Source organism: Kurthia sibirica, from assembly GCF_003143975.1.
Classification (GTDB): domain Bacteria; phylum Bacillota; class Bacilli; order Bacillales_A; family Planococcaceae; genus Kurthia; species Kurthia sibirica.
Map to the genome: position 1 here is coordinate 50,811 of NZ_QFVR01000002.1, position 26,835 is coordinate 77,645.

The window sequence follows — 26,835 nt, forward strand, 5'->3', positions numbered from 1 at the left end:
GTGATTTCAAAAATGATTACTATAATTTCATTTATGAAATTCGAGAAAGAAAGGGGTATTTATAAATGCAACAAAATGCAATACTTTCTCAGATGTTCGATTTTTCTGTCGTTTGTACAATAAAAGGGGAAATTGTTCAATTTTTCACGAGTAATTCTATATATGAAGAAAAAATAAAATTACATACGACTATTTCATCTTTTGAAAAAGAATTATTTCAAAATTCAATCTTCACACACTATAAAATATCTACAGATAAACAATCTTTTTTACAAAAAACTTGGCTCAATAAACGCGTACTTACCTATGTAATTCCTTCAGATGATGAATTATTTTTTGGCTATAATATTTTAGAAACAGATGAAATCGAAAATACGAAAGACACTACATCTGTCAAAAGTGCTTTCATCATTAAAAGTAATGCGATGAAAAAAGTAGCTATACAAATTGATAAAGCCGCAAAAGCAGGAGCCACAACACTATTATTAGGTGAATCTGGTGTCGGTAAAGAGATGGCTGCTCGTGCAATTTATGATACTGGCACGCGACAAGACCAACCCTTTGTCGCTATAAACTGTGGTGCACTACCCGAAACACTCATTGAAAGTGAACTATTCGGCTATATTGCTGGCGCTTTCACAGGTGCTCATAAAGACGGTAAAATCGGTAAATTCAGAGAAGCCAATAATGGCGTGCTTTTTTTAGATGAAATCGCTGAGTTACCTTTATCTATGCAAGTGAAATTATTGCGCGTTCTACAAGAGCGAGTCGTTACACCCATCGGCTCTTCTAAAGAGTTTCCAATCGACGTGCAAATCATAGCAGCAACTAATCAATCACTGATTAATATGGTGCATGATGGTAAGTTTAGAGAAGATTTATATTATCGTTTAAATATTATCCCGATCTCCATTCCACCATTGCGTGATCGCGTTAGTGAAATTCCAGAATTAATTGAGCATTTCACACGTTTTTACAATAAAAAATATGCGACAACACGCCAATTCACGATCGAAGCGATCGATTTTTTATGCTTACAAAAATGGCCTGGTAACGTGCGTGAGCTTGAAAATTTCATAGAAAGAATGACGATTCTAGCAGATGACGATATTATGACCATGCAACAAACTCGTCTTTTTTTAGATCCACCTAGCAGTCATCAACAAGAGGATAAGAATTTAATTTTTAAATCTTTAATGCCTTTACAAGAAGCACAAGAGTTGATTGAAGAACAATTGATTTTAATGGCGATGAAAAAGTATAATTCTTTGAAACTTGCTGCAAATGTCCTCGGTATTAGCCAGCCGACGATGAGTCGAAAATATAAAAAAATTAAGGATAATGCGACGAATATTTTTAGTACACGCACTATTTTAGAAAATGAATTAAATAAACGACTACGTTCCACAGCAGTCGTTGCATCTGTTACAATTTCTCCAAAAATATTAGAAGATGCTGTAAAAAACCCAAAAAACCCTGCATTTCTACAACCATTATCTGATCAATTAACACAAATCTATACACGTGAAGATGATGTGGAATGGGGATTTATCTTTTATAAGGATGCCGATAATAACATTATTAATCTCACATCAAGTGCTGATTTTGTCATTCCTGTTGGCGCTATTTATTATGGCAGCGAAATTATCAATGATACGATCTCTAATGCCTATGAGGGCGTCATCAGTGTCAGCCCTATTTACGAAGATGAATATGGCTCATGGAAAACTTGTTGCGCCCCTCTTTATGATACAAACGGTAAAATTGTTGCAATACTTGGCTTCGATTACTCCAAACAATATGTGAAAAATGCATTAGTTTATCTTAGTACTTCTCTCAATATTGTATTAACATAAAATAACTTTATGCTAAAAAATCTCTATAAAATTACTAGCGCTCGTTTCAATACAAAAACACCCCCATTAATTTTGTATGATCCCATACAGAATTTAATAGAGGTGTTTTGATTCGTCGAAAAGTTATTTTACTGCATTCCAGACGTATTTACTTAGTCAATTTTTTAATTTACCAATCAGATTTGCTTGTTTTTTTCTGAATGTGGGTTTCACTTCTGCGATAATAATCGCCAGTAAAATAAGAAATGCCCCGATTACCATTCTGAATGTTAATAATTCAGATAAAAAAAGGACGGAAAAAATCATGCCAAACAATGCTTCCATTGATAAAATAATTGCAGCCTTTGTTGCTGTTGTGTATTGGAAAGCAATATTTTGTAGTAAATAAGCAATAATTGTCGAAAAGATTGCTAGATAGACAATTGAATAAATACCACCCGCTTCGATAGAAGTAGGTATATGGTCAAATAATAGCATAAAAATAACACTCAAGATCGCTGCTACTATAAATTGGACAACCGTCAGTAAAATTGCATCTTCTTTTTGTACAAATTTATTCGTATAAAAAATATCAAAAGCAAATGCTACAGCACAAAGCAATGTTAAAACATCACCAATATTCATAGTAAAGGAGCTTTCTAATGATAATAATCCGATACCAATCAAGGCTGCAAAGGCACCAATCATTTCAAAGCGATCGAATTTACGTTTGTAAATAACAAAAGCAATCAGCGGTACAATTAAGACATTAACAGCTGTTAAAAATGCATTTTTTGAGGGTGTTGTATATTGTAAACCAACCGTTTGCAACACAAAACCAGTATATAAAATAGTCCCCAATATCGCACCTTTTATCAGCACTTTTTTGTTTATATTTTTGAGTTTATAACTAAATATACTAATCAGTATAATGGCTGCTAAAATAAATCTTCCTGCCATTAATTGATATGGGCTTAAATACACCAAGCCAATATCCGTCATGACAAAACCGCTCCCCCAGACAATTGCGGTGAGCATCAGCATCATGACGGCTGTTCTTTCTTTCATTCGTTCTCCCCCTCTAACTTATTACAGAATAACATGTAATTAGTACAAGCAGAGTGGGCTATTTTCTAAATTTCTTCTAAATTCTTTGTAATTTTTACAAAGAATTACGATTGATTGTATATTTATGAAGTAAATACAGCTTAATTGCTACAGAGAGATGCTCATAAAATTGAAAATCAGTAGCTCGTTCATCGATGAGTTGTCGTATTTTTGTCATACGATAGCGAATCGTATTTTGATGACAAAAATGTAGATCAGCTGTTTCCTTAATATTGCCGCCCGTTAAAATATAGGTAATCGCTGTATTTAACAAATTATTATCACCGATATCATCGATAATTTTAGCCAGATACGTCGTAACATAATTCATTGTAAAATGGCTATTATTACGATAATTTTCAATAAGTAATTGATCATTTTTCAGCTCACTGTAACGACAGTCTTTTTCACTATTGATTTCTGCAAATATAGATGCATAATACGATTCATGAAGGGCAGTAGCAAAGTTTTCTGATGTTTTATGTATCTGACTATAACCGATAAAATCCGATAACGACGATGTATTAAGTAACTGTTTAATCATCGTTGCCTGCTCTAAGAAATCAAAGTTATATTGTTGATGCGTCATAATGATAAAAATAGATTGTTCATAACGACAAATTAATCCCTTTCTTAAAAAAGGTTCAAAACGAAATAAATTTTCATTGGCAATTCTTTCACTTTTAATATTCATTACCATAATATACTCTTCAAATGAACGATTCATTTGTTTGATTAAAGATTGTTGTTGATTTGCTGCTAGTTTATTTTCCATAAGGGATGCAATCGTCGATTCTAAAAATTCAATTTGAGCCGTTTTATTGCGATAATCCATTGCTTGAAAAATAATATCCTCAAAAAACTCATCTCCACCAAACACGAGAATGGGCAGTTTTTTAGACTCTGCGTAGTGGAGTACTTCCGGTGGTAATTCCGTGTAAATAACTGGTTTGAATGCGAAGCAACTTACTTTTAACTCCGTTAGTTCATCAATCATTCGAAAAAGGGCTTGCTCATCATCCTTTGCAAATAATAAACTAGATAATACGAGACTTGCTTCTGAAAACATTGTATGCCGATTTACTTCAAAACCCTCCATAAATTCAAAGTCTAAAATTTCAACATTTTGCATAGGACGTTTTAAATAGCGTTCTCCAGCTACTACTTTAAAATTTGTCGTAATCGGTAATTGCAAAAAATTTTCAATCGTCATGACCATCTGTACTTTGCTCCTTTCTAATCCACATAGTAGAAAAAGCTAACTTTGAAGGGATTCTCCAAAGTCAGCTTCCGTCTAATCTACTTGTTTCGTTACTGTTAATTTCTGAATTTTATGATCTTCAACCTCATTAATCGTAATCACAATATTTTCCCAATGGAATGTATCATTTTTTTTCGGTAATTGGAAAAATTGAGCGAGTATGAAACCATTCATCGTTTCATAGTCATCGTTCGGCAGTTCGATATTTAATAATTCATTTACTTTATCTACCTCGATACGACCACTACAAACGACAGTTGTTGGTGTAGATGCAAAAACATCTACTAATTGTTGATCTGATTCATCTTCAATTTCTTGTCCAATCATTTCTTCTATAATATCTTCATGTGAAACGATACCAAGTGTACCACCGTATTCATCTAAGACAATTGCTAAATGTTTTTTTTCGGTCATCATCATTTTAAATACTTTTTCCACAGGAATACTCGCTACAACAAATAATGCATTATAATCAACAAATTCCTTCATTTTTTTGGTAGGGTCAATCGACCACTCTACATATTTTTTCGAAAAAAACAAGCCAACAATCGTATCGATATCATCTGTATAAACTGGATAACGTGAATGACCTGAATCAATAATTGTCTTTCTTACTTCTTCATAGGAAGCATCAATATGCAACGCCACTAATTCAGTGCGGTGAGCACCTAATACATCAGAAACATCTTTTTCAGGAAAATCCATCATCTCTTTAATACGATCTGATTCATCTGTTTGAAAAGCACCCGTCGTCGTCGCAATATCTACCATCGAGCGGATATCTGCTTTTGTCAGCGATGCCTCTGTCACCTCACCTTTTGATAAGATACGGATAAAAATATTCGTGAAATTTTGAATAATATAAGTAATTGGTTTGAAAACCATGACACAAAAAGCAATCAGTGGCAAAGCGATATAGGCAATTTTTTCGGCAAAAGTGACCGCGATTGTTTTTGGTAAAACTTCACCAAATATGATAAGGATAATCGTCAAAATTGTTGTAGCAATGGAGATTGTCCAGCCATGTCGAATAGCAATGATTGTTAATAATGTTGGCATTAATATATTTACAGTGTTATTAATTATCAATATCGTTGTAATCATTCGATCTGGTTCTTTTATTAAGCGCAGCATTTTTTGAGATTTGAGATCTCCATTGTCTGCACGTAGTTGCACCTTTAGTTTATTTACTGCTGTGAGCGCCGTTTCACTGCCCGAAAAAATAAAAGACAAGATGAGACAGATAAATAAGGCGACAAATTCCACGAAAAGCCCTCCTTCAATAACGTAGATAGTACCTCATACCCTTTAATCGGTCATTTGATTCCAATAGTTTATAGCGTAATCTATCATTTTTTTGACTATTATCATTTGAAATGAGAATACCTCTTGTAAAAACTATACAGGTCATCTGGAACATTGTCGACCTAAATTATCATTCGTAAAACAGAACTATTACGATACTCGAAATAGTTCTGTTGCTATGCTATACTATTGCTATAAAACCAATGAAATGAGGGATTATTTTGACGCAATTATCACAATTAGATGCTTATTTTACTGCTCATCGCGACGAGCATTTAAATGAAATGAAAGAATTTTTAGCGATTCCAAGTATTAGTTCTTTATCTGAGCATAAAGAAGATATGATCATTGCCGCAAATCACTTGGCTACTTTACTTAAAAAAGCAGGAATGGAAAATATTCAAGTACGCGATACGGCTGGTCATCCTGTTGTAACAGCTGACTGGCTTCACGCGGATGATCAACCAACTGTTCTTGTTTATGGTCATTATGATGTCCAACCTGTTGATCCCATCGAATTATGGCATTCTGAGCCATTTAAACCTGAAATTCGCGACAATATTATGTATGGTCGTGGTGCGAGTGATGACAAGGGACAAGTATTCATGCATGTTAAAGTACTTGAGGCTATGTTGCAATCCCCTGAAAAATTGCCCGTCAATGTCAAGGTATTATTTGAAGGTGAAGAAGAAATTGGTAGCGTTCATTTAGATCAATTTATCATCGATCATAAAGAAGAATTAAAAGCAGATTTAGTCGTTATTTCAGATACAGGGCTATATGCACCTGGTAAACCTGCTGTCTGCTACGCATTACGTGGCTTAACGGGTGTTCAAATTAATGTTCAAGGTCCGAAAGGTGATCTTCACTCTGGAATTTACGGTGGTGGTGTACAAAATCCAATCCACGCAATCGCAACACTTCTGGCTTCTTTCCATGATGAACATGGTACGATTCAAGTCGAAGGATTCTATGATGATGTCCGCGATTTAACGAATGAGGAACGCGCAGCATTTGCCGAGCTAGATTTTAACGAAGACGATATGAAGGCAGAGGCCGGTGTTTCTGAATTATTCGGAGAACAAGGCTTCACTTATTTAGAGCAAACTTGGGCACGCCCTACTTTAGAAGTAAATGGCGTATTCGGTGGTTTTTCTGGCGAAGGTATTAAAACAGTATTACCAGCTAAAGCTGGCGCTAAAATAACTTGTCGTCTCGTTCCAGATCAAGATCCGGTCATTATTGTAGATTTACTACGTAAACATATTGAAACACATAAACCAGCAGGTGTTGAAGTTGAAATCACTGAGTTTGATAAAGGGAAACCATTCATTACACCAATGGATCATCCGCTCATTCAAGCAGCGGGTGAATCATATGAAACTCAGTACGATGAAAAAACAGCTTATATTCGTGCAGGTGGTTCCATTCCAATCGTCTCTACATTTGATGAAATTTTACAAGCCCCTGTTATTTTAATGGGCTTTGGTCTCTCCACTGAAAACTTCCATGCACCAAACGAACATTTTCATTTAGATAATTTTGATAAAGGTCTACGCGTCGTTAGCGATTACTTTACTCGTATCAAAAAATAGTATTTACTAAAACGTTTAGACAAGGAATACTCACTTATTTTTTATACTATTGTATGAAAATAATGTTAGATGAAATTTCTACATCCATCTATTTTAGATGGATGTTTTTTTCACCATTATTAGTTAGGAAAAATGATTCCCTTCATACCCTATTTGCAGACATGAATGCATTCAGTTACACAGTTAAAAAAGCAAAATGAACTTCCTATTATTTTATAGTGACATACCCATCAATCGCTTCTATTCATTCCGTACCAAAAGAGTCGAAAAGATTTCCTTCTTTTCGACTCTTTTAATTACTCGATAACTTTTTCAGATATTTATTCGTTTGATTTGTCGTTATTGTAACAAACATATGAGCGTGAAGAGGATTCTTAGCTCATCCAATTATATTACATTTGAGTGAGCGATTTCTATCTACTAGAAGTGACCGGCGACTATAATATTGGGCTAGTATCTTTTATAAGCGATATAGCTCCGTCCAACGCTCCAGTTCATTGCCGTGTAAATCATTTAATAAAAAGAAATAGGGCAGCTGCCACTTCTGTGTAGCCTGCGCTTGCTTAGATGTCGGTTTATCCCAAATGGGGTAGACGCGCATCGCCATTTTCCCTACCTTTTTAGATGTCGATAAAATTCCTTTGTCGATGAGTAGCTGTTTTGGGAAAACAAATTGACCGATGAATTGACGATCAGCCGATAATGTATGAATGACTAATGCTGATGCCAGATCGTTACAAGAAAAAGGTTCATTTGTACCGTGCTCATTTTTTTGCCAAAAAACAGCAAATTGTCCTATTTTAGTAGGCGTGATTTTTGCCGTACGAAAGCGAATAATACGCTCTTCAATGCGCGCAATTCCAGCACCGTATTCTGCATTTTGCCATTCATGTTCAATATGTGTTAAGTTTAATTTTTGTTCGGTGAATAATGTTTTGTTTAAACAATTTAAAATATCGATGAAATGGTTGCTAGCAGGTGTATTCATCATAAAACAGCCACATGAATTGTAATTTCGCCATTCGCATCATACCTCTCATAGTCATATGTATACGCTCGTTTAATTTTCCCTAAATCTTCTTGCTCCCATATACGTCGCCACATTGCTAGAACGCCTTCTTCATCAGAAGAGTTTACTGAATATATTTCATAATTTGCAGTGCTAGAAATGTGAAGTCTGGCTATTTGTGATTCATCATAAATCCCCATCGTATAATCACCCATATAATCACTTTGATAATCGCTATATACACCGTATATTGTCGTATTTGGAGGGGTGATCACCATCGCCTCGGACCAGAGCATTTTAAACTTTCCAGCCATTTGTGGATCAGTAAAATTATTCGTACGAATTGCCAATGTTTTTTGTAATTGCATACGCTCATCTCCTTTCTACTACCATACACGAACAAATGTTCTAAAACAAGCAAAAAGAAAAACATCGATAAAATAATCGATGCTCTATACCCTATTCGCCAAAAATTGTGACGAATTCTTCAACTGCTTTTTTTGCTTTTTCTTTTGGAATGACATCAAAATAACCAAATTGTAACAATGCGATAGGGCGTTCACCCGCTTGAATATTTAATGCTGTTGAAAATTCAGGTTTCTCCAAGAAACCTGGTGTTTTCCAACAAGCACCAATCCCACGATCCCATGCTAAAAGTTGGCTATTTTGAATAAAACTACTTACTGCAGCATAATCCTCAAGACGTTCTTTTTGGCGTAAGTCTTCAGCTGCAATGACGATAGCCATTGCACCAGGCGCTGTAAATTTTGCTAGTTTTTTTGACAACTCATCTTCCGAAATCTCTTTCCAATTTGGTACGGCAAATTCACGAATTACTTCTACGAGTTTAGTCAATCCTTCACCCGTTGCCAATACGATACGCCAAGGTTGGCGGTTGCCATGATTTGGTGCCCATTTTGCATCATCAAAAATCTCCATTAAATCTTGAGGATCAACAGGTTGACCATTAAATAGTTTAATCGAACGACGTTCACGAATTGCTGTTTTTACAGTTAAAGATTGTGAATTCATTTTCTCACTCCTATATATCATACTATTGTTTTTTCACTCATCGTATCCATCGTACCACATGACGAATTCCTTTGTATATTTTCCTACTATTTCAGGACTTTTAGCACTAAAATTCATCATTCTACTTTGTTACGAGACTATTATCCTTATTTAACAAATGACCTTTAGCATATAAATCCATTTTCCTATAAAAAACCTCGAATAGGGACATATATATGTCCATTATTCGAGGTTTCATTTACATTAGATTTTTCATTTTTTTTTGAAGAGCTTACCTGGCCAAAAAGCATAGCGACCTAAAACAGTCGTTAATGCCGGTACAAGCAATGGACGCACGATGAATGTATCCATTAAAATACCAATGGCTGTGACGATACCAAACTGTACTAATACTTGAATCGGTAACGTACCTAGTACAGCAAATGTACCTGCTAAAATCAATCCAGCTGACGTAATAACACTTCCTGTATGCACAACGCCCTCTTCCACTGCTAGTTTTAGTGGCTTACCTTCTTTACGATTTTTCCAAATTTCCGAAATCATAAAGATATTATAATCTTCTCCTAGCGCAACTAGGAATACGAAGGCATAAAGTGGAATGGAACCTTGAATGGCATCGACGCCTAACATGTAATGAAGTACAATCCAACCTGCTCCTAATGCTGCACCATACGATAATACAACAGTTAACACTAAGTACAATGTTGCCGTAATGGAACGTAGGTAAACGAATAACAACAATGCAATTAAAGCGATAATCGTTGGCATAATGATTGATTCATCTCGTTCAATCGTCGTTTTTTCATCATATTGCGATGCTGTTTCACCCGCGATATTTACATGAGCTGCTGATACGCCTTGCTCTTGCATCATTTTTTTCGTATCTTTGGTAATTTGAGGAACACTTTCCAGTCCTTCTGGTGAATAAGGATTTACTTTTAAGCTTACTTCATATAATTGAATATCTTTATTTTCTTTACCAATTTGAGGTTCCTTCACTGAAGCAATATAATCTAGTTTACTCAAATCATCTTTTAAATTGATTTCTTTGCCTTTTGTATCAACAATTACTTTCATCGGTGCTAATTCGCCTGCTGAGAAATTATCCTCTATTAGAGTAAACCCTTCTCGCGAGCTCATATCTTCTGGAAACGATGATAATAAATCAAATGTATAATTAATTTTCGGAGTAAATGTTGCTAATCCACCTAAAAAGATGACGGTCACAGCAATAACTGTCCATGGTTTTGATGTAACGAAATGCCCAATTTTACGGCTTATTTTATGACTTGGTTTATGCTGTTTAACCGGTTTTCCTATTTTTTCAGCTCGTGCCAAGGCCATTTTTTCAGTACGTGGTACAAATGGATAAAATGCTACGCGACCAAATATAACAAGCATTGCTGGCAATACAACAAGCGCCGTAATACCCATTAATAACACACCAAAGCTAAATGGTACGGCGAAGCGTTGAAATGCACCATAGTTTGCCAATGCTAATGTTGCCAGACCAATAACAACTGTGAGGGCACTCATTAAAATAGCGCCGCCTGATTCCTTCATCGCGACTTTCATCGCTTCAAAGCGATCATCGATTCTCAACAATACTTCTCGGTATTTAGAGATCAGGAATAAGCAATAGTCCGTACCTGCTCCAAATAACAGTACGGTCATAATGGAAACTGCTTGGGCATCTTTATCAATCCAACCATGCTCAGCCATAAAGCCTAGTGTCGGTGATATAACCCCATATGCTAAACCGACTGCGAGTAATGGAATAATCGCTAATAGTGGTGAACGATAGATCAGGATTAATAATACAAGGACGAGAAGAACAGTTGCAGCCATTAATTTGAAATCTGCATTTTTAAATAATCCTGTTGCATCAATTGAAATACCAACAGGACCAGAATAACGAAGATTTAACTGATCTGCTTGTGAATAATCACCCGTCGTGACAATCTCTAAATCCTTTACTTGCTTCTGAATATTTTTCAAACCTTTTTCTAACTGTTCAGTCGTTGCCGCTTCATCAAAAAATACGGGTGTCACGATAGTGGATCCATTTTCTGAAGCCGACTGTGCTAAAGCTGTAGGAGGCACTTTACTAAGTGGTGGTACAAGTGATTGTTTCTCCACAGGTTTTTTTTCTAAACTAGCATATAATGTCTGAATTTTTTTGTAATCCGCATTATTTAAACCATCTTCACGATGCCAAACTAATAGTAAAGGGATACCTGAGTTGTCTGGAAATTGTTTTTCGATAATTTTTTCTGCTTTATTTGACGCTGCCGTTGCCGGTAAATTCTCGGCATTTTTATTTTCAACGCTATTTATTTGTGGCAACGTAAATGATAGTACCGCTACTAATAAGACCCAAAAACCTAATGTCACCCAACGGCCCTTCTTACTTGCTACTAGACTTCCCCATACTTCAAATGGATGTTTTTTCATGTTACGCCTCCCTTTTATTTACTTTCCCCTTAATTATATATACTCAAGGGTTAATTAATCAACTATTAAATTATAATATGCTATAATATCGAGTAATCAAGCATCGAAATGAGGTTTTAAAAATGAGTGAACAAGCAAAAAATTTAGGCAGACCTCGCCTACAGCAACAAGATATTCCAACGAAGGAAAAAATACTATTGACCGCAACAAAATTATTTGTTGAAGAGGGGTATAAAGGAGCTTCAATGGATGAAGTGGCGCTACGTTGCAATGTAACAAAAGCGACAGTTTACTATTACTATAAAACAAAGGCTGACCTTTTTACCGCAGCCATTGATACATTAATGATGCGCATACGTACAAGTTCCGTTAAAATTTTAAGCAGTGAATTACCTTTTCGTGAAAGATTAGTGCAGTTAATCATCGCTTTTTCTTATGCAACTGTTGATATTGACGTCAATAATTTTATTCGTGAAGCCGCACCAAGCCTTTCTGCTGAGCAATACGATAAAATCACCAATACCGAGGATGACATGCATGCAGCAATCGAACAATGCTTTATCCTTGCAGTCGAAGAGGGTACACTGCCCCAAAAAAACACAAAATATATGACGCATTTATTTTTATCTTTATTAAATTTAAGCAAGTATAAAGATAAAAATGGCGATAGCTTCTTCCCAACAGTTGAAGAAAACGCATGTCATTTAGTTGATTTTTATTGGAATGGGTTACAAATTGAAAATAATTAAGTAAATATCCCTTTTTATTTTTTAATGAAACAGGCAATTTGCCCTTTTAATTTGTTACAATATATTTAATAGAGTAACGCTCGACCGGAGAAGATGAGAAAGGATGTTATGAAGTGACTCAACATGCGGAAAAAGAGATTTTTAACGCGATAAAATTATGTGATGCAAAAGGGAATTTAAACCCAGCAGCTATTGGATACGCTCGAAAGCCAGTGATTCAAAGTAATTTAAAGGGTCACTTCATGCGTAAGAAAAAATGGAATTATTGGTGTATATATGGCGATGATATTATGTTTTCTGCTACGATCAGTCATCTCGATTATGCCGCGGTATGTTTTGTCTATTTCTTAGATTATGAAACGCAACGCTTCTACGAAAAGTCCATTACACTGCCGCCGATTGGCAAAAAGGTGAAGATGTCGGAGCATGTATTAGACCCTGTTATATGCAATCATTCAGATATGAAAATCCAAATTTTATACGATGGTATTAGCGAAACACAATTGACGGTAACCGTTCCTGATTTTGACGGCGATTTACTGCATGCGGACTTGACGATTCATCATCCAAGCGAGGACGAATCGTTAAATGTAGTCATTCCATGGAATCGTCAAACATTTCAACATACAGCAAAACATCATATTTTGCCGACATCCGGTTATGTTAAGATTGGCGATAAACGATATGCTTTTGAACCTAAAGATTCCTATGCTGTCCTTGATTTTGGTCGAGGTATTTGGCCACGTGAATCGACTTGGAATTGGGCAATGGCCTCTCAAAAATGTCGCAATCACCGCATTGGTCTCAATTTTGGTGGACAATGGACGGATGGTACTGGCATGACAGAAAATGCTTTCTTTTATGATGGTAAAATGACAAAAATTCATGAGGATGTTCTTTTTGAATACGATGATCACGATTTGATGAAAAATTGGTCAATCAAAACGAAATTTTCAGATGATGTTCATTTAACGTTCAAACCATTTTTCGAACGTGTGTCAGATACGGATGCTAAACTTGTACAATCCTCTGTTCATCAGCTATTTGGTTATTTTAATGGTTATGTTCGCTTCACGGATGGCAGTATATTATCCATTCGTCAGATGCTAGGGTCTTCTGAAGTGCATCATGCCAAATGGTAATACGATAAAACGACTAAACTAGCTCCGTCAATAGGAGTTGGTTTAGTCGTTTTTGTCATATTATTAAATCCATCGTTCTAAAGAATAGTTGTATACCAGAAAAGGAAATAGATATGGAATTAGCGTGACATATGCCATCCATCACAGACGAAAGGACTCATCGATTCGCTCGCGAAAAGCACTCATTCGAAGCGACAAAAGTCAGGTGACTTGGCGTAGAATCTTAATAATGGTTCTGTATCATTGAGAAACATCCATGACACAGAACCATTATTTTTTACGATGGCGATGCGCGAGCATTTTTTCTGGATGATCTGTAAAAATAGCTTCCACACCTAGTTCCTCCATCGCATCATAGTCTGCAATTTTATTGACCGTATATACGCGAAATATACTTCCTTTTGCCATGCTTGCCGCCATAATGCCGCGCTTTGCTGCTACCAATGAGATATGCAATTGATTCGAACCTATTTTTTCACCATAGTCATGTAAATTGACGAGGATTTTTTCAAATAAAACACCAATTTCATTTTTCGGTGCTTTTTTCAGCATCGTTTCCACCATGCAATGATCAAATGACGAATATATAATCCGCTCCGACATGCCCATTTCTGACACTATTTGCAATACCGTATCTTCTATTCCTTTATATTCAAATACATCTGTTTTCAACTCAATATTAATCATATGATGCGTATCTTTGAATACAGCCAATACTTCTCGTAATGTTGGTATTTCGGTAGCAGCAAATTGATCATCTTTCCAACTACCAAAATCCAATTGACGCAATTGATCAAAAGTATAGTCACGTAAAAAACCGCTACCATTTGAAGTGCGATGTAATCGTTCATCATGATGGATGACAAGTACACCATCGGCAGTACGTTGGACATCTAATTCAACACCTTCAACCGCTAATTTTGAAGCGGCAATAAAGGATGGTAAAGTATTTTCTGGGTAATGAGCCGAAGCACCACGATGTGCAAAAATTTTCATACGAGTTCCTCCTTTATCCGCGCATGCTACTCGAACCTATGCAAAAAGTATCCATGCTAATCACCAATTTTGCAAATTGTTTATAAAAAAAGTATGATAATAGTTGTCACTCCGCGTTATAAAAATCATTTTAACAGTTCGGCATAACGCCCACAAAACGTAATTTTGATTGGAGGATATTTTATGACGCAACATCCTGATTTTAAAGAAGAACAACAGCATCTTTCTTATGTGAAACATTTTATGAAAAAGTTGTTAGCTGAATCACAGCAAGACCTTGCCGATGCGCAAGCAGTCATCCATAATTCGATGGCCGATCTGGATTACTTAGATTCCAGTCTCGGCTACCAAAATATATTAACAAATACACGATTTTTCGATATGGCGACAAATCAATCTGAAGGGCTCGAAGCAGTACGCTTAAAGCCTTATTTTGCGCGTATTCATTTTGAAAAAGAGGGCGAACCTGCTGAAAAATTATACATAGGGAAAACTTCCTTATTCGATCGTGACACGCAGGAACCTGTGATTGTCGATTGGCGCTCTCCTGTAGCAAACGTCTATTACGATGGGCGATTAGGTGATATTACCTATGAAGTAAATAAAGAAATCAACAAAGGACATCTTTATTCAAAACGTCAGTATAAAATCAATAATGGCCAGCTACTCGAAGTACGCGATATCGATTTGACAACAAATGACGAATTATTGCAAGATGCGCTAGAAGGAAAAGCAGATGTACGCTTAACAGAAATCGTCTCCACAATTCAAGCTGAACAAAATGAGATTATTCGAGCACATCTCAAACAACCTATTATTGTTCAAGGCGCTGCTGGATCCGGTAAAACAACCATTGCACTTCATCGAATTTCCTATTTTTTATATACGATGGGCGAACATTTTAATGCCGAAGAACTAATGATTTTAGCACCAAATAAATTATTCATTGATTATATTTCTGATGTTCTTCCAGAACTTGGCGTAGGCCAAATCCAGCAGACAACTTTCGAAGAATATGTACAAAATGCTACAAAAATTAAACTAAAACTCGCCAACCCAAACGATACGCTAGAAAACCTTGTAAGTGGTGTAGCTAATACAGATTTACTTTGGCTGACTAAACTAAAGGGGTCTCTCGAATATCGAGCAATTATGCAAGCGTATATTGCATATATCGCCACACAATATAGTGAGCTATTCGAAGATATTTATATTGAAAAATATCGTATTTTACGTGGCTCTAGTTTAAAAAAATTATTTCTCATTGATTACGCTTATTTGCCTTTAGAAAAAAGACTACAAAAAATACGGGCAGTGATTCAAAATCATGTACGCCAAAAGAAAAAACAAATTGTCTATGACCTTGCAATTAAGTACGATGATTTACTCGGTCGCGCACTTAATATTTTTGATGATGCACGTCGTAAAAAAGAAGTAACACGGTGGATTGATGAACGCGATGAACGTATACCTAAAATAGAAGCAGAAGCAAAAAAAGTTGTACCTGCCTACATGAAACGTTTTCCTAAATATGCTACGAAAAAATTATATCGTGCATTTTTAACGGACGCGAATCTTTTACACGCCCTAACACCAGATTGGTCGAAGAAACAACAGGCTACTTTTTTACGCTTGCATAAAAAAGAAAAATGGACTACGGAAGATTTGGCTGCCATTTATTTTTTATTCGCAGCGCTAAAAGGGATTCCAGAACAATGGAAAATGCGTGTCGTCTTCATAGATGAAGTGCAAGATTATAGTCTCTTTCAACTTGCAGCACTAAAAGATGCACTTGATACAGATATGTTCACGATGGTCGGTGATTTAGCACAAGGGATTCATAGCTATCGTTCCCTCACTGATTGGGCTCCTGTACAAGAGTTATTCCCGCGTGCCACGTACAAAACCTTGCAAAAAAGTTATCGTACAACCATTGAAATTATGGCGATCGCCAATCAAATTTTAGTCAGTATGGACGAGGACTTGCCTCTGGTAGAACCTGTAGTACGCCATGGCTTGCAACCGCAGTTCCATGAAATGATTGATTTCAATGCAGCCACCATTCAAACTATTTATACAGAGATTCGTAAAAATGGTCATCGGTCAATTGCACTTATTTGTAAATCAACATCCGATGCACAGCGTATTACGGCTTTGCTGAACGATGCGGATCTGTACGCACAAACATTGGATGAATCATCTGAAATAGACCAAAACGCCATCCTAGTCGTTCCCAGTCATCTTTCAAAGGGTCTAGAATTTGATGCAGTACTAATCGTTGCCGATCATACACCTTTTCATAATAATGCACTTGAACGCAAGTTATTATATGTTGCGATTACACGTGCCATGCACGAACTTCATTTAGTTGGTCGAGAAAAAGCTGATTTTCTATTATAAGAAATCAGCTTTTTTCCTCTGGCCGACACAATTAAAAACAGCTATCTGCTGCCAGATAGCTGTTTTTTCTTTATAAAATATCACGAATTTTCTTCCATATTGGTTGTTCTGCAAGGCGTTCACGACGTTTTAGTTCCTTGGCGATTAAATCTGATAATTCATCGTATAATTTTTCACCAAAATGCAACCCATCGTCTTTCATCCCTACTAATAATCGTTCATAATTGTCTTGCTCATATACATACGTGAAAAAATCGATAATCGTACATTTTTGCTCGTGAGCAATTTTCACAATACGTTCGCTAAAATATTGAATATCACTATTTTTCCGGTGCTTTTCTTTTGTTTCATCAACTGGCGCTGGTGTAATGAGAATCACTTTTTTATAGCCAATTTTCTTAATAAAAAACTCAATATTATCTGCAAATACATCGATGGGGATATTTTTAGTATCCGATACATCATTCGTACCAAACATCATCGTTACGATGTCTGGATGTTCTGCCATAACATCTTTTTTAAAAGTCTCTCTTGCCGAAGCAGTCGTGCTGCCGGCAATACCGATATTCACATAACGATGACCTTTAAATTTATCCGATAACATCAGCGTCAACATGGGTTTTGGGTACCCTTCCATTCGTCCTGTATTACTATCACCGAAGCATAGAATTTTCATACTTCTCACCTCTATTTCAAACTTAGTTATTGAACTTATTATTTGACCACAAAAAAATCAAATTGTTTTTTATTAATGAATCCAGCTTTTTGATAAAGTGACAACGCGGCTGGATTTTCTGTTTCTACTTCTACTAATAAAGTAGAAAATTGTTTTTCCGTCGCATAATTCTTTACCCATTTTAATAAAGTTAAAGCAATGCCCTGTTGACGGTAAGCAGCTGCAACTGTAAAAGCAGTAATCCACAATACCTGTCCTTCTGAAGCCGTCGTCATCGTACCAACAACTTCATCTGCTTGCTCTATAATCCAAATTTGACTGTTTTGCTCAGCTGCAATCAAGTCGGCCATTTCAACGGTTTCCTCGCGTACATCGCCAAAACCATCTTCCATCATCACAGCTAGTGCATTCAAATCACTTGCTATATATGGTCGCACTACAATACTGCTAATACTTGCCGCTTCGGGTAAAGCTCGCATTTCTATTTCAGACGAACTATAAACATAACCATTATCAGTCAAAATTTTCGTCATATCTGCATTGTGTAACGTCACAGCCATTTCACCATTAGCATTTCTTTCCATTAAACCATGTTTTAACCCTTCAATCAGACCTTCTTCAATACCAATTTGACGGTAATCAGGTGCTACAAGTAAAGACCATTCATACGTGTTAATTGCCAACAAATCATACGCGCTTAGTGCACCCACTAATTTATCTTGATCTTCGTCATAAATGACCACAATAAAACTCCCTGCAGATGCTTGTTGCCAATATTTTTCATGCATTAATTCACCGTATTCAACTGCATCTTTCAGCTGACACATCTTTAATAATGCCTGTAATTCTTGCTCCGTTTCTGCATCTATTGGATATGAAATTTTCATTGCAAAAAGATTCATATTTTCTCCACCTTATATTTAGTATTAAGTTGCTATGGAGCATATTATAGCACTTATCTATTTTTCTGTTTATCCTGTCAGCAATGGGTTCTTTTCTCTGAACATATATATGCTGTAAAGTGGACATAAAAGGCAGTTATCAAGTCTAGGGGTCTTGCACAGATTGGAAGGCATCGCTCCCCGTAGAAGTGGGACTTCAACTAGATACGGTCATTTAATCTAAATCACTTGTTTCTGTTTGAGTCACCATTTTATAATATTGACCCTTAGCTGCTATTAATTCTTTTGGTGAACCAAATTCTACAATTTGTCCATATTGTAAAACAAAAAGGATGTCTGCTTTTTTCACTGTATTTAAGCGGTGAGCAATGACAATACTCGTACGACCAACCATCAACTGATCAAGTGCCTTTTGTATTTCTAGTTCTGTCACTGTATCGATACTTGATGTTGCTTCATCTAACAATAAAATCGCTGGATTGGCGATAAGCGCTCGCGCGATAGATAATAATTGCTTTTGACCTTGACTAATATCGCCTGCCTCCGCTGTTAAGACATGCTCATACCCGTTTGATAATTGTTCAATAAACTTATGTGCATTCGCTTGTTTACAAGCTTCTATAATTTCTTCATCTGTGGCATCAAGCCGTCCATAACGAATATTGTCATAAATAGATGCTTCGAATAAAAATGAATCTTGTAAGACAAATGCCATCTGTGCTCTCAAATCCGCACGGGAAATCGTCTTCAATTCTTGTCCATCGATTGTAATTGAGCCACGATCATAATCATAGAAGCGAGCAATCAACTGCATGACCGTTGTTTTTCCTGCCCCTGTCGCCCCGATAAAAGCCGCTGTTTTCCCTGCTGGAATATGGAAGGATAAATCATGAATTGTTTGTTGTTCATCTTCTTGATTATACTTAAAATCAATATGAGAAAAGCGTATATCTCCTTGTAATTTAGTGCGCAGTGGTAGCGTATGTCCCTCTATCTCATCGTCCTCATCTAACAATTCAAAAACACGCTCTGCACCAGCAATCGCTGACAGTACATTATTAAATTGGTTGGCAAGCTCGTTGAGAGGGCGTGTAAACTGCCGTGAATATTCGACAAAAATGACGATTGTACCAATAGTTACATATCCATTGTATGCTAAAACTCCACCAACACCCGCCACAAGAGCAAAGCTAAAGTTATTTAAAAAATTCATAACCTTTGGAATAGCACCTGAATAGATATTAGCCCAATAACCTGTTTTTCGCAGTTGGAAACTTTGTCTTTCAAAACCTTCAATCATGCGCTGTTCTTGAGAATAAGCTTTGACGACTAATTGTCCAGATACGGTTTCTTCAACCATACCATTTAACTGTCCGAGTGTAGCCTGCTGTTTTTTAAATAACGGACCTGTACGTTTTGTAATCCACGTTGTTGCAAAAAACATCATTGGAATAATTATCATCGTCATCAATGTTAAAATTGGACTTAAATACAACATTACCGCTGCTGTTCCGATGATGATCAGAACGCTCGAAAATACTTCGATAAATGTCGTATTCAATGTCGTACTCACATTATCCATGTCATTTGTCATACGACTCATCAAATCTCCATGTTGTTTCTTATCAAAAAAAGATACAGGTAAGCGTTGAAATTTACCGAATAATAAAGTACGCATGCGATACACGGTTTGCTGAGCAATACCAATCATTAAATAATTTTGTAAAAAAAGCGTTAGTGATAATAGGGCATAAATCAGTACAAGCGTCAGAATAATCGCACCTACACCTTCCAGTTCTTTTGGTACGATATGACGATCGATTAATAGTCCGATAAGAAAAGGAGCTAACAGCATCAGGGAAGCGCTGATAAAAACCAATGCAAACACGATGAGCAATCCTATTCTCTGTTCATCTACAAGCAACCAGACACGCTTTAATGTCGATGACATATTGGATACTTTGTCACTTTTTTTCTTTTTATGTTGATGGATTTCTTCCCTTGTTAGTACTGGCTCATAGCCAAAGGGTTTAAACATTTGCTAACACCTCCTGTTGTGACGCAACAATTTGTGCATATAGTGGTGCTGTTTTTATGAGTTCGTCATGACTGCCACTAGCAATAAGTTGACCCTTGTCTACTAATAAAATCAGAGCAGCTGTTTGTGCTGTCGATACTTTTTGAGTCACGACGAGCATCGTTGCATGGTAGTTTTGCAGTGCTTGCCACAGTTTTTTTTCTGTAACAATATCTAATGCACTCATACTATCATCGAATAATAATAAGTCTGGTTGACGGATTATTGCTCGTGCGATCGCAATTCTTTGTTTTTGTCCGCCTGATAAATTGACACCTTTTTGACCGACTCGTGTCTGATAACCGTCTGGAAATCGCTCGATTGATTGGTGAATTTGTGCGGCCTGACAAGCAGCAATCACTTCTGCCATCGTCGCATCTTTTTTCCCCCATGTAATATTGTCATAAATAGAGCCGGTAAAAAGCAATGAACGTTGTGGCACATAGCCAATTTTCTGTCGCAATTCTTCTACTGGCCAACTATTGATCTCTCGACCATCAAAAACAATACTGCCAGAGCTTACATCATATAATCTTGGTAAGAGTTGCATCAAAGAAGTTTTACCTGACCCAGTCGCTCCCATAATAGCGATTGTTTGACCACGCTCCACGGAAAAAGTAATCCCTGTCAGTACAGCTTCTGTTGTCATTGGATAGTGAAAAGAGATATTATTTACTGCAAGATAAGGAGTAGTTTCTGCAATAGTTTGTTTCATAGTCATCTCGCCATTGTCCATATCTAACACTTCTGCCATACGATTTGCTGAAGCACTCGCTCTAGAAAGAAAAGTAATCAAGAAAGCAAACATACCAAAGTTACCAGTAATTCGCATAGCATAATTAAAAATCGCGACAATATCGCCAACCGGCAAATCACTAGAAGCCACTTTTTTAGCCCCAAACCACAGCACGACTAACAATGACATATTCATAACAATTAATAATACAGGTTGAATTCTTTCCATTAAACGCAAAGCTGTCATCGTATCATTTTTCAATCTATGTACGAGCTTATTAAAATGTGTTGCCTCATATACGCCACGCATATACGCTTTCACTAATCGGCTCGCTTGCAGATTTTCTTGTATTTTTTTATTAACAGCATCAACACTTTTTTGAACGAGGCTGAAACCATTAGCCCCTTTTTTAGTCATTAGCCATAAAAAGAGTATAAGAAATGGGATACCCATCGCTAAATATAAAGCTAATTGAATATTGACGAAAAAAGCAAGTATTAAACTACCCACTACAACGAGTGGTGCTCGTAGCATAAAGCGTAAACACATAAAGAATACATTTTGAACTTGTATAACATCATTCGTCATCCGCGTAATCAAACTAGATGTGGGTATTTTTAGAAAATTGGCCATCGACAATGCCTGGACTTTTTTAAACAGCGCTACACGAATATCATAACCAAAACTTTGTGCTGCATGTGCTGCAAAAAAACCATTTGATATGCCCGCGATAAATGCCAAAACACCTAAACCTAATAAAATGCCCCCCCATAACCAAATCGTTTGTACATCACCGGTCAGTATCCCCTCATCGATTATTTTCGCAATTATTAATGGCTGGACTAATTCGACAGTCAATTCGACTAACATCAGTAAAAAGCCAATGAGGGCAATCCATTTATAAGGTGCTATATATTGTAAGACTCGTCGCATATTATTCCTCCTGACGACTATTATTTTCATACTATTATGACATATTACTATGTTTCTTTGCACGCACTAATATTTCGATATCCGAATTATATAGAAGGCACTCCGGAACACCCTAGAAGACTTCCAGTTTTACACATACTGTTATGTAACTATTAAAAAAAGAGTATCTCTATGATGAGTTACTCTTTTTGCATCATTTTTTTTTCGCGATCGCCTGCAATGGACAACCAAGTAACGCAGGCCAACATAATAATACTACCAATTAGTTGCCAAAAACCTAGTGTTTGACCGAGCCAAATAACCGAAATCACCATCGCTGTAAGTGGCTCCATACTCGATAAAATACTTGTTTCTACTGGGGAAATATATTTTAAACTACTCAAAAATAATATAAAAGCGAGTGTGCCAATAATAATGATGATGAAAATAATCCAATTGATCGATGGGTCAAAAAGAAGACTATATTGTTCAAGTTCCCAAAAACCTTTGGCGAACCCAAGAAGTAATCCAGCAATCAACATGCCCCAACCAACTACAACAAGAACGCCCCATTCATTCATCATTGGTGATGGATACAATGTATAGAATGCAAATGCCAAACCAACACCTAAACCCCATAATAAAGCAGTAGGGCTAATAAGAAGAGTATCTAATTTACCATTTGTTAACAAGAGAAACAGCCCAAATAATGTACCTAGGATGCCAAAAACTTGAAATTTAGGTGGCAGCATCTTTTGGGAAAGTGATACAAATAAAATGATGAAAATTGGTGCTAAAAATTGTAGTAATGTCGCTAAAACGGCATTACTTGCTTCAATAGCTGCCACAAATGTATATTGCACACCTAACATACCAAAGATGCTAAAGATGATTAATTTTTTCCACCAATAGGGATCTTTCCAAATCGCGAAAATATTCCTATTAGATAATGCTAAAAATCCAAGCAAACCAAATCCTGCCAATAAAAGCCGTACAGTTAGTAAAAACGGCACAGTTATGTCACTAGATGATAATACCCACTCCATCATCGGTCCAGTAGCTCCCCACATGGCAGCACCAACTATTACAAGCAATATTCCTGTTATTCTATGAGCCGTACTATTCATTTACAAACCTCCATTTTTGAATCTTTTATACTTAATATTTACTAATTAATAGTATGTAAATTTCGTTTTACATCAATTTATAATCATTTTTCAAGAAATAGTAAAAAAAACTATTTTCCCATTCATTTTCTATTACTAATGACGGATGCATTTTTTTTCTCTATAATAGACTTTATATAGTAATTTCAAGGAGTCGTTGCAATTATGAAAGAAATGGAAAATCTTTTTCAAGCTTCACATACAATTATAGATGAATTGACTCATCCCTATTTAGTACTCAATTCACAGGGTGAGGTTATGTTATGGAATAAACAGTGTGAACACCTATTTGAATATAGCGCCGAAGAAACGATTGGCACAATCTGCCCCATCGTCGAGCATATGGATTTTACAGATGACGATCCTGTTTTCCAACGTCTACTAACAGGACAAGGTATTGTAAACCATGGATTATTTTCATATAATTCAAAAACAAAAAATAGAGTCCTGTGCAAAACTTATTCACATACGCTTATTATTGCTGGAGAAAACTACTTAGCACTAAGCTTTATTATACCCGATAGTAGTATAACTGAGACCTCATTTGAAGAAGAACTGGCTTATTTACGTGTTGGTTTAGAAGATTCCTTCATGTCACTATCCATCGATAATGAAGGACTCATCACTTCGGCAAATCCAAGTTTTCTTAAACATAGTAAATGGACACCAAAACGAATAATCGGCAAAACTTTTTGGCAAATGTTTCCTCAAACGGAGAGCGGTATTAAGCAAGCAGACAAAATATGGCAGTCACTTAAAAATAATCGTACTTGGCATGGAGAAGTCGAAAAAATCGCAAAAGATGGTAAACCTTATTGGGTAGAACTCTCTGCTATTCCAATCGGCAGGGCCAAACAACAGGATGCCAATTATATTTTATTGGAAACCGATATTACTGAAAAGAGATTATTGCAACAAAGTTTAGAAAAAATTGCTTACATCGACCAGGAAACGGGCCTTATGAATCGCTTCCGACTTGAAAAAATCGTAAATGAAATGATTGAAAAAAAGCACCACTTCACCTTCGTCTTTTTAAGTATTGATAAATTTTATTCATTGAAAGAAATTTTTGATGATGATTCAGAGGCACTCCTTGTTTTAGAGTTTACCAACCGCATGAAAATGTATTTCCAAGATAGTGTAATGGCCAGAATTAGCGCCAATGAATTCGTCGTGTTAACACCATTAGGAGAATGGTTTATACAAGGTTTCCTAACCTATTTAAAACAACATCCCATTTACTTAAATAATACGTCCACACCAATGACAATTAGTGGTGGTATTACGAAATTCCCTGAGGATCAAAATACTTTTAGCAATCTATTCAAAGCCTCAAATACCGTAATCCAAAAGATTCAATCTGAGGGTGGCGATAATATTTTAAGCCTGTCCAAAGATGGTCATAAAGAATTAAGTACCCGTTCTGTAATTGAAAAACGCTTATTAATCGCTTTAAATCAAAAAGATTTACATGTACTCTATCAGCCACAATTAGATTTAAAAACAAATAAAATTAAAACAGTTGAAGCGCTCGTGCGTTGGGATGATTCAGAAATTGGTACCGTAACACCTGATATTTTAATTCCGATCGCTGAAGAAACAGGGCTCATTAACCAAATCGGTAACTTCATGCTTGAAAAAGCTTGTCTTCAAGCCGTTGAATGGCAAAACCTTGGTCATTCGATTCAAGTAAGTGTCAATACATCTATTCGTGAATTCCGCGACAAAAACATGGTCGATGTTATTCGTAAAATTTTAGATAAAACTGGCTGTCCTGCTCATTTATTACAAATAGAAATTACTGAAAAATTCGCATTGGAAGCGGAGGCTGAGGGTTCGATTGTCAAACAAATGAAACAACTCCAAGCAGATGGAGTGAAATTCTCACTAGATGATTTCGGAACCGGTTATGCCTCTTTCCGCTATATGCAAATACTACCGCTAGAAGAATTTAAAATTGATAAATCATTTATTTCATCCGTTGCCTATCAAAATAAAACACAAGCATTAATTCGTGGGATGATTCAATTTGGTAAATCACTTGAAATGCGTGTAATTGCTGAGGGTGTGGAAACGGACGAACAAGAAAAAGTATTGCGTGAGTATGACTGCGATGCTATTCAAGGTTATTATATTAGCCGACCGATTAGCGCTTCCGAAGTGACACAATTATTTTAATAACAAAAGCTGCCAAATGGCGTCGATTACACGACAACTATTGGCAGCTTTTTTATTATTTACTACTATATTATGATGTTTTTTTCGTTAATTTACTACGACGAATTACATTAAAAATTAATTGCATAAATACTTCTGCAAACACAAGACCCATTACAATGGCGCCAGTCACTAAACTTGTTTTCACCGCAAATTCGATGCCCTGTGTATAATCTTTTTCAACAATATGACGCATTGTATTGTAAGCCATTCCTCCTGGTACTAGTGGAATAATACCTGCCACACTGAAAATAATCATCGGCATTTTAAAGCGTTTTGCATAGAGATGCGCTACGATTGCAATGACAAATGAACCTGCAAAAGAAGCTGGTACAATATCGACTCCCTGATTTGTAAAACCCAAATAGATGCCCCAACCAATCGCACCTACTAAACCACAGTGGAATAGTGATTTTTTGGGTGCATTAAAAATAATACCAAAGGCCGCAGTAGCTATAAAACTTAAGATAATTTGTATGATGTATTCCACAGCGAACCCTCCTTAAAATGCTAATACTAATGCGACTCCTGCTCCAATTGCTGATGCTGTTAGAAAAGCTTCTACACCCTTTGCAACGCCTGATACGAAATGACCAGCCATTAAATCACGTACTGCGTTGGCGATTGGTAAACCAGGAACTAGTGGCATCACCGAACCAATAATTATTTTATCTAGCTGCGTTCCAAATCCCCATTCAACTGCTAAAAAAGCAATAATTCCAACGAATAAAGCTCCTGTGAATTCTCCGAAAAATTTTACTCTCGTCAAGGAATGAATCGCGATAAAAACGATGAACCCAACACCACCGGCCACAAATGCAGCAGGCATATCTGTCCATACACCTTGAAATAATATCAAAAAACAAGCACTTGCTATTGCCGATGCCAGTATTTGAACCCAAACAGGGAAAAAGAAATTTGTTTTTTCAACAATTTGTAGTTTTTCATATGCCTCAATTACAGTAATATCATGTGCTGTCAATGAGCGCGAAATACTATTAACATTAGCAATCTTCTCTAAATCCGTTGTTCTACTTGGAATCTGGGCAATGCGCGTCGGTTTTTCATTTCCGGCTGAAAAGATAATGCCAGTTGGTGTAACAAAACTTTGGGCTTCCATATAATTTTGCGATTGTGCCATTCTCATCATCGTATCTTCTGCACGATATGTTTCTGCACCTGCCTGTACGAGTAGACGACCCGCTAATAAAAAGCAACTTATTGCTAATTCTTCTTCTTTTGTGCCTTTCAACGCCATCATCTC

The 26,835-nt window shown here is 36.3% G+C and carries 21 protein-coding genes; 6 read left to right on the forward strand and 15 right to left on the reverse strand.

Translation table 11 applies throughout. The features are described from left to right. Positions 1 to 65 precede the first annotated feature (65 nt). Positions 66 to 1,856: a sigma-54 interaction domain-containing protein gene (locus DEX24_RS01945; protein WP_109304720.1), complete on the forward strand. Its 1,791-nt coding sequence runs from the start codon at positions 66 to 68 to the stop codon at positions 1,854 to 1,856. A 156-nt stretch (positions 1,857 to 2,012) separates the two neighbouring features. Here DEX24_RS01945 and DEX24_RS01950 read toward each other — a convergent pair whose 3' ends face one another. From DEX24_RS01950 to DEX24_RS01960, 3 genes are all read right to left on the reverse strand, one after another. Then, entirely contained in the window at positions 2,013 to 2,903 is an 891-nt protein-coding gene (locus DEX24_RS01950) for a DMT family transporter (RefSeq protein WP_109304721.1), read from the reverse strand. A 94-nt stretch (positions 2,904 to 2,997) separates the two neighbouring features. Next, positions 2,998 to 4,161: a PucR family transcriptional regulator gene (locus DEX24_RS01955; protein ID WP_109304722.1), complete on the reverse strand. Its 1,164-nt coding sequence runs from the start codon at positions 4,159 to 4,161 to the stop codon at positions 2,998 to 3,000. A 75-nt stretch (positions 4,162 to 4,236) separates the two neighbouring features. Further along, a complete protein-coding gene (locus DEX24_RS01960; protein WP_109304723.1) occupies positions 4,237 to 5,469 on the reverse strand; it encodes a hemolysin family protein in 1,233 nt (410 codons plus the stop codon). 260 nt (positions 5,470 to 5,729) lie between these two features. Between DEX24_RS01960 and DEX24_RS01965 the strand changes: the two genes are divergently transcribed. Beyond that, the gene (locus tag DEX24_RS01965; protein WP_109304724.1) at positions 5,730 to 7,103 is read left to right on the forward strand and encodes a dipeptidase; all 1,374 of its coding nucleotides are present in this window, start codon (positions 5,730 to 5,732) and stop codon (positions 7,101 to 7,103) included. Between the two features lie 460 nt (positions 7,104 to 7,563). On the opposite strand, the gene DEX24_RS01970 is transcribed toward DEX24_RS01965, so the two are convergent. The 4 genes from DEX24_RS01970 to DEX24_RS01985 form a co-directional block, all read right to left on the reverse strand. Then, the gene (locus tag DEX24_RS01970; RefSeq protein ID WP_211310107.1) at positions 7,564 to 8,094 is read right to left on the reverse strand and encodes a MepB family protein; all 531 of its coding nucleotides are present in this window, start codon (positions 8,092 to 8,094) and stop codon (positions 7,564 to 7,566) included. Next, positions 8,091 to 8,480: an AraC family transcriptional regulator gene (locus tag DEX24_RS01975; protein ID WP_109304725.1), complete on the reverse strand. Its 390-nt coding sequence runs from the start codon at positions 8,478 to 8,480 to the stop codon at positions 8,091 to 8,093. Before DEX24_RS01975 ends, DEX24_RS01970 begins: the two co-directional genes overlap by 4 nt. 91 nt (positions 8,481 to 8,571) lie before the next feature. Continuing rightward, positions 8,572 to 9,144 (reverse strand): nitroreductase family protein, encoded by a 573-nt coding sequence (locus DEX24_RS01980; RefSeq protein WP_109304726.1) that lies wholly within the window; start codon positions 9,142 to 9,144, stop codon positions 8,572 to 8,574. Between the two features lie 252 nt (positions 9,145 to 9,396). Further along, positions 9,397 to 11,598, reverse strand: coding sequence for an MMPL family transporter (locus DEX24_RS01985; protein ID WP_109304727.1), 2,202 nt, complete (start codon positions 11,596 to 11,598; stop codon positions 9,397 to 9,399). Between the two features lie 122 nt (positions 11,599 to 11,720). Between DEX24_RS01985 and DEX24_RS01990 the strand changes: the two genes are divergently transcribed. Together DEX24_RS01990 and DEX24_RS01995 are read left to right on the forward strand one after the other, a co-directional pair. Next, the gene (locus tag DEX24_RS01990) at positions 11,721 to 12,347 is read left to right on the forward strand and encodes a TetR/AcrR family transcriptional regulator (RefSeq protein ID WP_109304728.1); all 627 of its coding nucleotides are present in this window, start codon (positions 11,721 to 11,723) and stop codon (positions 12,345 to 12,347) included. Between the two features lie 113 nt (positions 12,348 to 12,460). After that, complete coding sequence (locus DEX24_RS01995; RefSeq protein ID WP_109304729.1) at positions 12,461 to 13,489, forward strand: DUF2804 domain-containing protein; 1,029 nt, start codon at positions 12,461 to 12,463, stop codon at positions 13,487 to 13,489. Positions 13,490 to 13,759: 270 nt separating this feature from the next. On the opposite strand, the gene DEX24_RS02000 is transcribed toward DEX24_RS01995, so the two are convergent. Beyond that, positions 13,760 to 14,485 carry a glycerophosphodiester phosphodiesterase family protein gene (locus DEX24_RS02000; RefSeq protein WP_109304730.1) on the reverse strand — a complete coding sequence of 242 codons (726 nt, stop codon included), beginning with the start codon at positions 14,483 to 14,485 and terminating at the stop codon, positions 13,760 to 13,762. 183 nt (positions 14,486 to 14,668) lie between these two features. On the opposite strand from DEX24_RS02000, the gene helD reads away from it, so the two are divergent. Then, entirely contained in the window at positions 14,669 to 16,885 is a 2,217-nt protein-coding gene (helD, locus tag DEX24_RS02005; RefSeq protein ID WP_109304731.1) for an RNA polymerase recycling motor HelD, read from the forward strand. A gap of 70 nt (positions 16,886 to 16,955) precedes the next feature. Here the strand turns inward: helD and DEX24_RS02010 are convergent, their stop codons facing one another. From DEX24_RS02010 to DEX24_RS02030, 5 genes are all read right to left on the reverse strand, one after another. After that, positions 16,956 to 17,561: an SGNH/GDSL hydrolase family protein gene (locus tag DEX24_RS02010; RefSeq protein ID WP_109304732.1), complete on the reverse strand. Its 606-nt coding sequence runs from the start codon at positions 17,559 to 17,561 to the stop codon at positions 16,956 to 16,958. A gap of 38 nt (positions 17,562 to 17,599) precedes the next feature. Then, the gene (locus DEX24_RS02015; RefSeq protein ID WP_109304733.1) at positions 17,600 to 18,463 is read right to left on the reverse strand and encodes a GNAT family N-acetyltransferase; all 864 of its coding nucleotides are present in this window, start codon (positions 18,461 to 18,463) and stop codon (positions 17,600 to 17,602) included. Between the two features lie 214 nt (positions 18,464 to 18,677). Beyond that, positions 18,678 to 20,501, reverse strand: coding sequence for an ABC transporter ATP-binding protein (locus tag DEX24_RS02020; RefSeq protein WP_109304734.1), 1,824 nt, complete (start codon positions 20,499 to 20,501; stop codon positions 18,678 to 18,680). Then, positions 20,494 to 22,209 (reverse strand): ABC transporter ATP-binding protein, encoded by a 1,716-nt coding sequence (locus DEX24_RS02025; protein ID WP_109304735.1) that lies wholly within the window; start codon positions 22,207 to 22,209, stop codon positions 20,494 to 20,496. Before DEX24_RS02025 ends, DEX24_RS02020 begins: the two co-directional genes overlap by 8 nt. A 179-nt stretch (positions 22,210 to 22,388) precedes the next feature. After that, entirely contained in the window at positions 22,389 to 23,315 is a 927-nt protein-coding gene (locus DEX24_RS02030) for a DMT family transporter (RefSeq protein ID WP_109304736.1), read from the reverse strand. A gap of 204 nt (positions 23,316 to 23,519) precedes the next feature. Here DEX24_RS02030 and DEX24_RS02035 point away from each other — a divergent pair, with 204 nt between their 5' ends. After that, positions 23,520 to 25,532, forward strand: a complete 2,013-nt coding sequence (locus DEX24_RS02035; protein WP_109304737.1) for a bifunctional diguanylate cyclase/phosphodiesterase — start codon at positions 23,520 to 23,522, stop codon at positions 25,530 to 25,532. Positions 25,533 to 25,602: 70 nt separating this feature from the next. Here the strand turns inward: DEX24_RS02035 and DEX24_RS02040 are convergent, their stop codons facing one another. Next, the gene (locus tag DEX24_RS02040) at positions 25,603 to 26,061 is read right to left on the reverse strand and encodes a threonine/serine exporter family protein (protein WP_109304738.1); all 459 of its coding nucleotides are present in this window, start codon (positions 26,059 to 26,061) and stop codon (positions 25,603 to 25,605) included. A gap of 12 nt (positions 26,062 to 26,073) precedes the next feature. Beyond that, a complete protein-coding gene (locus tag DEX24_RS02045) occupies positions 26,074 to 26,829 on the reverse strand; it encodes a threonine/serine exporter family protein (protein WP_109304739.1) in 756 nt (251 codons plus the stop codon). Positions 26,830 to 26,835: the final 6 nt, after the last annotated feature.

What these genes read in the sequence shown, in the direction of transcription:
- DEX24_RS01945 (WP_109304720.1), top strand. Translation starts at nt 66, where the DNA reads ATGCAACAAAATGCAATACTTTCTCAGATGTTCGATTTTTCTGTCGTT.
- DEX24_RS01950 (WP_109304721.1), bottom strand. Translation starts at nt 2,903, where the DNA reads ATGAAAGAAAGAACAGCCGTCATGATGCTGATGCTCACCGCAATTGTC.
- DEX24_RS01955 (WP_109304722.1), bottom strand. Translation starts at nt 4,161, where the DNA reads ATGGTCATGACGATTGAAAATTTTTTGCAATTACCGATTACGACAAAT.
- DEX24_RS01970 (WP_211310107.1), bottom strand. Translation starts at nt 8,094, where the DNA reads ATGATGAATACACCTGCTAGCAACCATTTCATCGATATTTTAAATTGT.
- DEX24_RS01975 (WP_109304725.1), bottom strand. Translation starts at nt 8,480, where the DNA reads ATGCAATTACAAAAAACATTGGCAATTCGTACGAATAATTTTACTGAT.
- DEX24_RS01980 (WP_109304726.1), bottom strand. Translation starts at nt 9,144, where the DNA reads ATGAATTCACAATCTTTAACTGTAAAAACAGCAATTCGTGAACGTCGT.
- DEX24_RS01985 (WP_109304727.1), bottom strand. Translation starts at nt 11,598, where the DNA reads ATGAAAAAACATCCATTTGAAGTATGGGGAAGTCTAGTAGCAAGTAAG.
- DEX24_RS01990 (WP_109304728.1), top strand. Translation starts at nt 11,721, where the DNA reads ATGAGTGAACAAGCAAAAAATTTAGGCAGACCTCGCCTACAGCAACAA.
- DEX24_RS02000 (WP_109304730.1), bottom strand. Translation starts at nt 14,485, where the DNA reads ATGAAAATTTTTGCACATCGTGGTGCTTCGGCTCATTACCCAGAAAAT.
- helD (WP_109304731.1), top strand. Translation starts at nt 14,669, where the DNA reads ATGACGCAACATCCTGATTTTAAAGAAGAACAACAGCATCTTTCTTAT.
- DEX24_RS02010 (WP_109304732.1), bottom strand. Translation starts at nt 17,561, where the DNA reads ATGAAAATTCTATGCTTCGGTGATAGTAATACAGGACGAATGGAAGGG.
- DEX24_RS02015 (WP_109304733.1), bottom strand. Translation starts at nt 18,463, where the DNA reads ATGAATCTTTTTGCAATGAAAATTTCATATCCAATAGATGCAGAAACG.
- DEX24_RS02020 (WP_109304734.1), bottom strand. Translation starts at nt 20,501, where the DNA reads ATGTTTAAACCCTTTGGCTATGAGCCAGTACTAACAAGGGAAGAAATC.
- DEX24_RS02025 (WP_109304735.1), bottom strand. Translation starts at nt 22,209, where the DNA reads ATGCGACGAGTCTTACAATATATAGCACCTTATAAATGGATTGCCCTC.
- DEX24_RS02030 (WP_109304736.1), bottom strand. Translation starts at nt 23,315, where the DNA reads ATGAATAGTACGGCTCATAGAATAACAGGAATATTGCTTGTAATAGTT.
- DEX24_RS02035 (WP_109304737.1), top strand. Translation starts at nt 23,520, where the DNA reads ATGAAAGAAATGGAAAATCTTTTTCAAGCTTCACATACAATTATAGAT.
- DEX24_RS02045 (WP_109304739.1), bottom strand. Translation starts at nt 26,829, where the DNA reads ATGGCGTTGAAAGGCACAAAAGAAGAAGAATTAGCAATAAGTTGCTTT.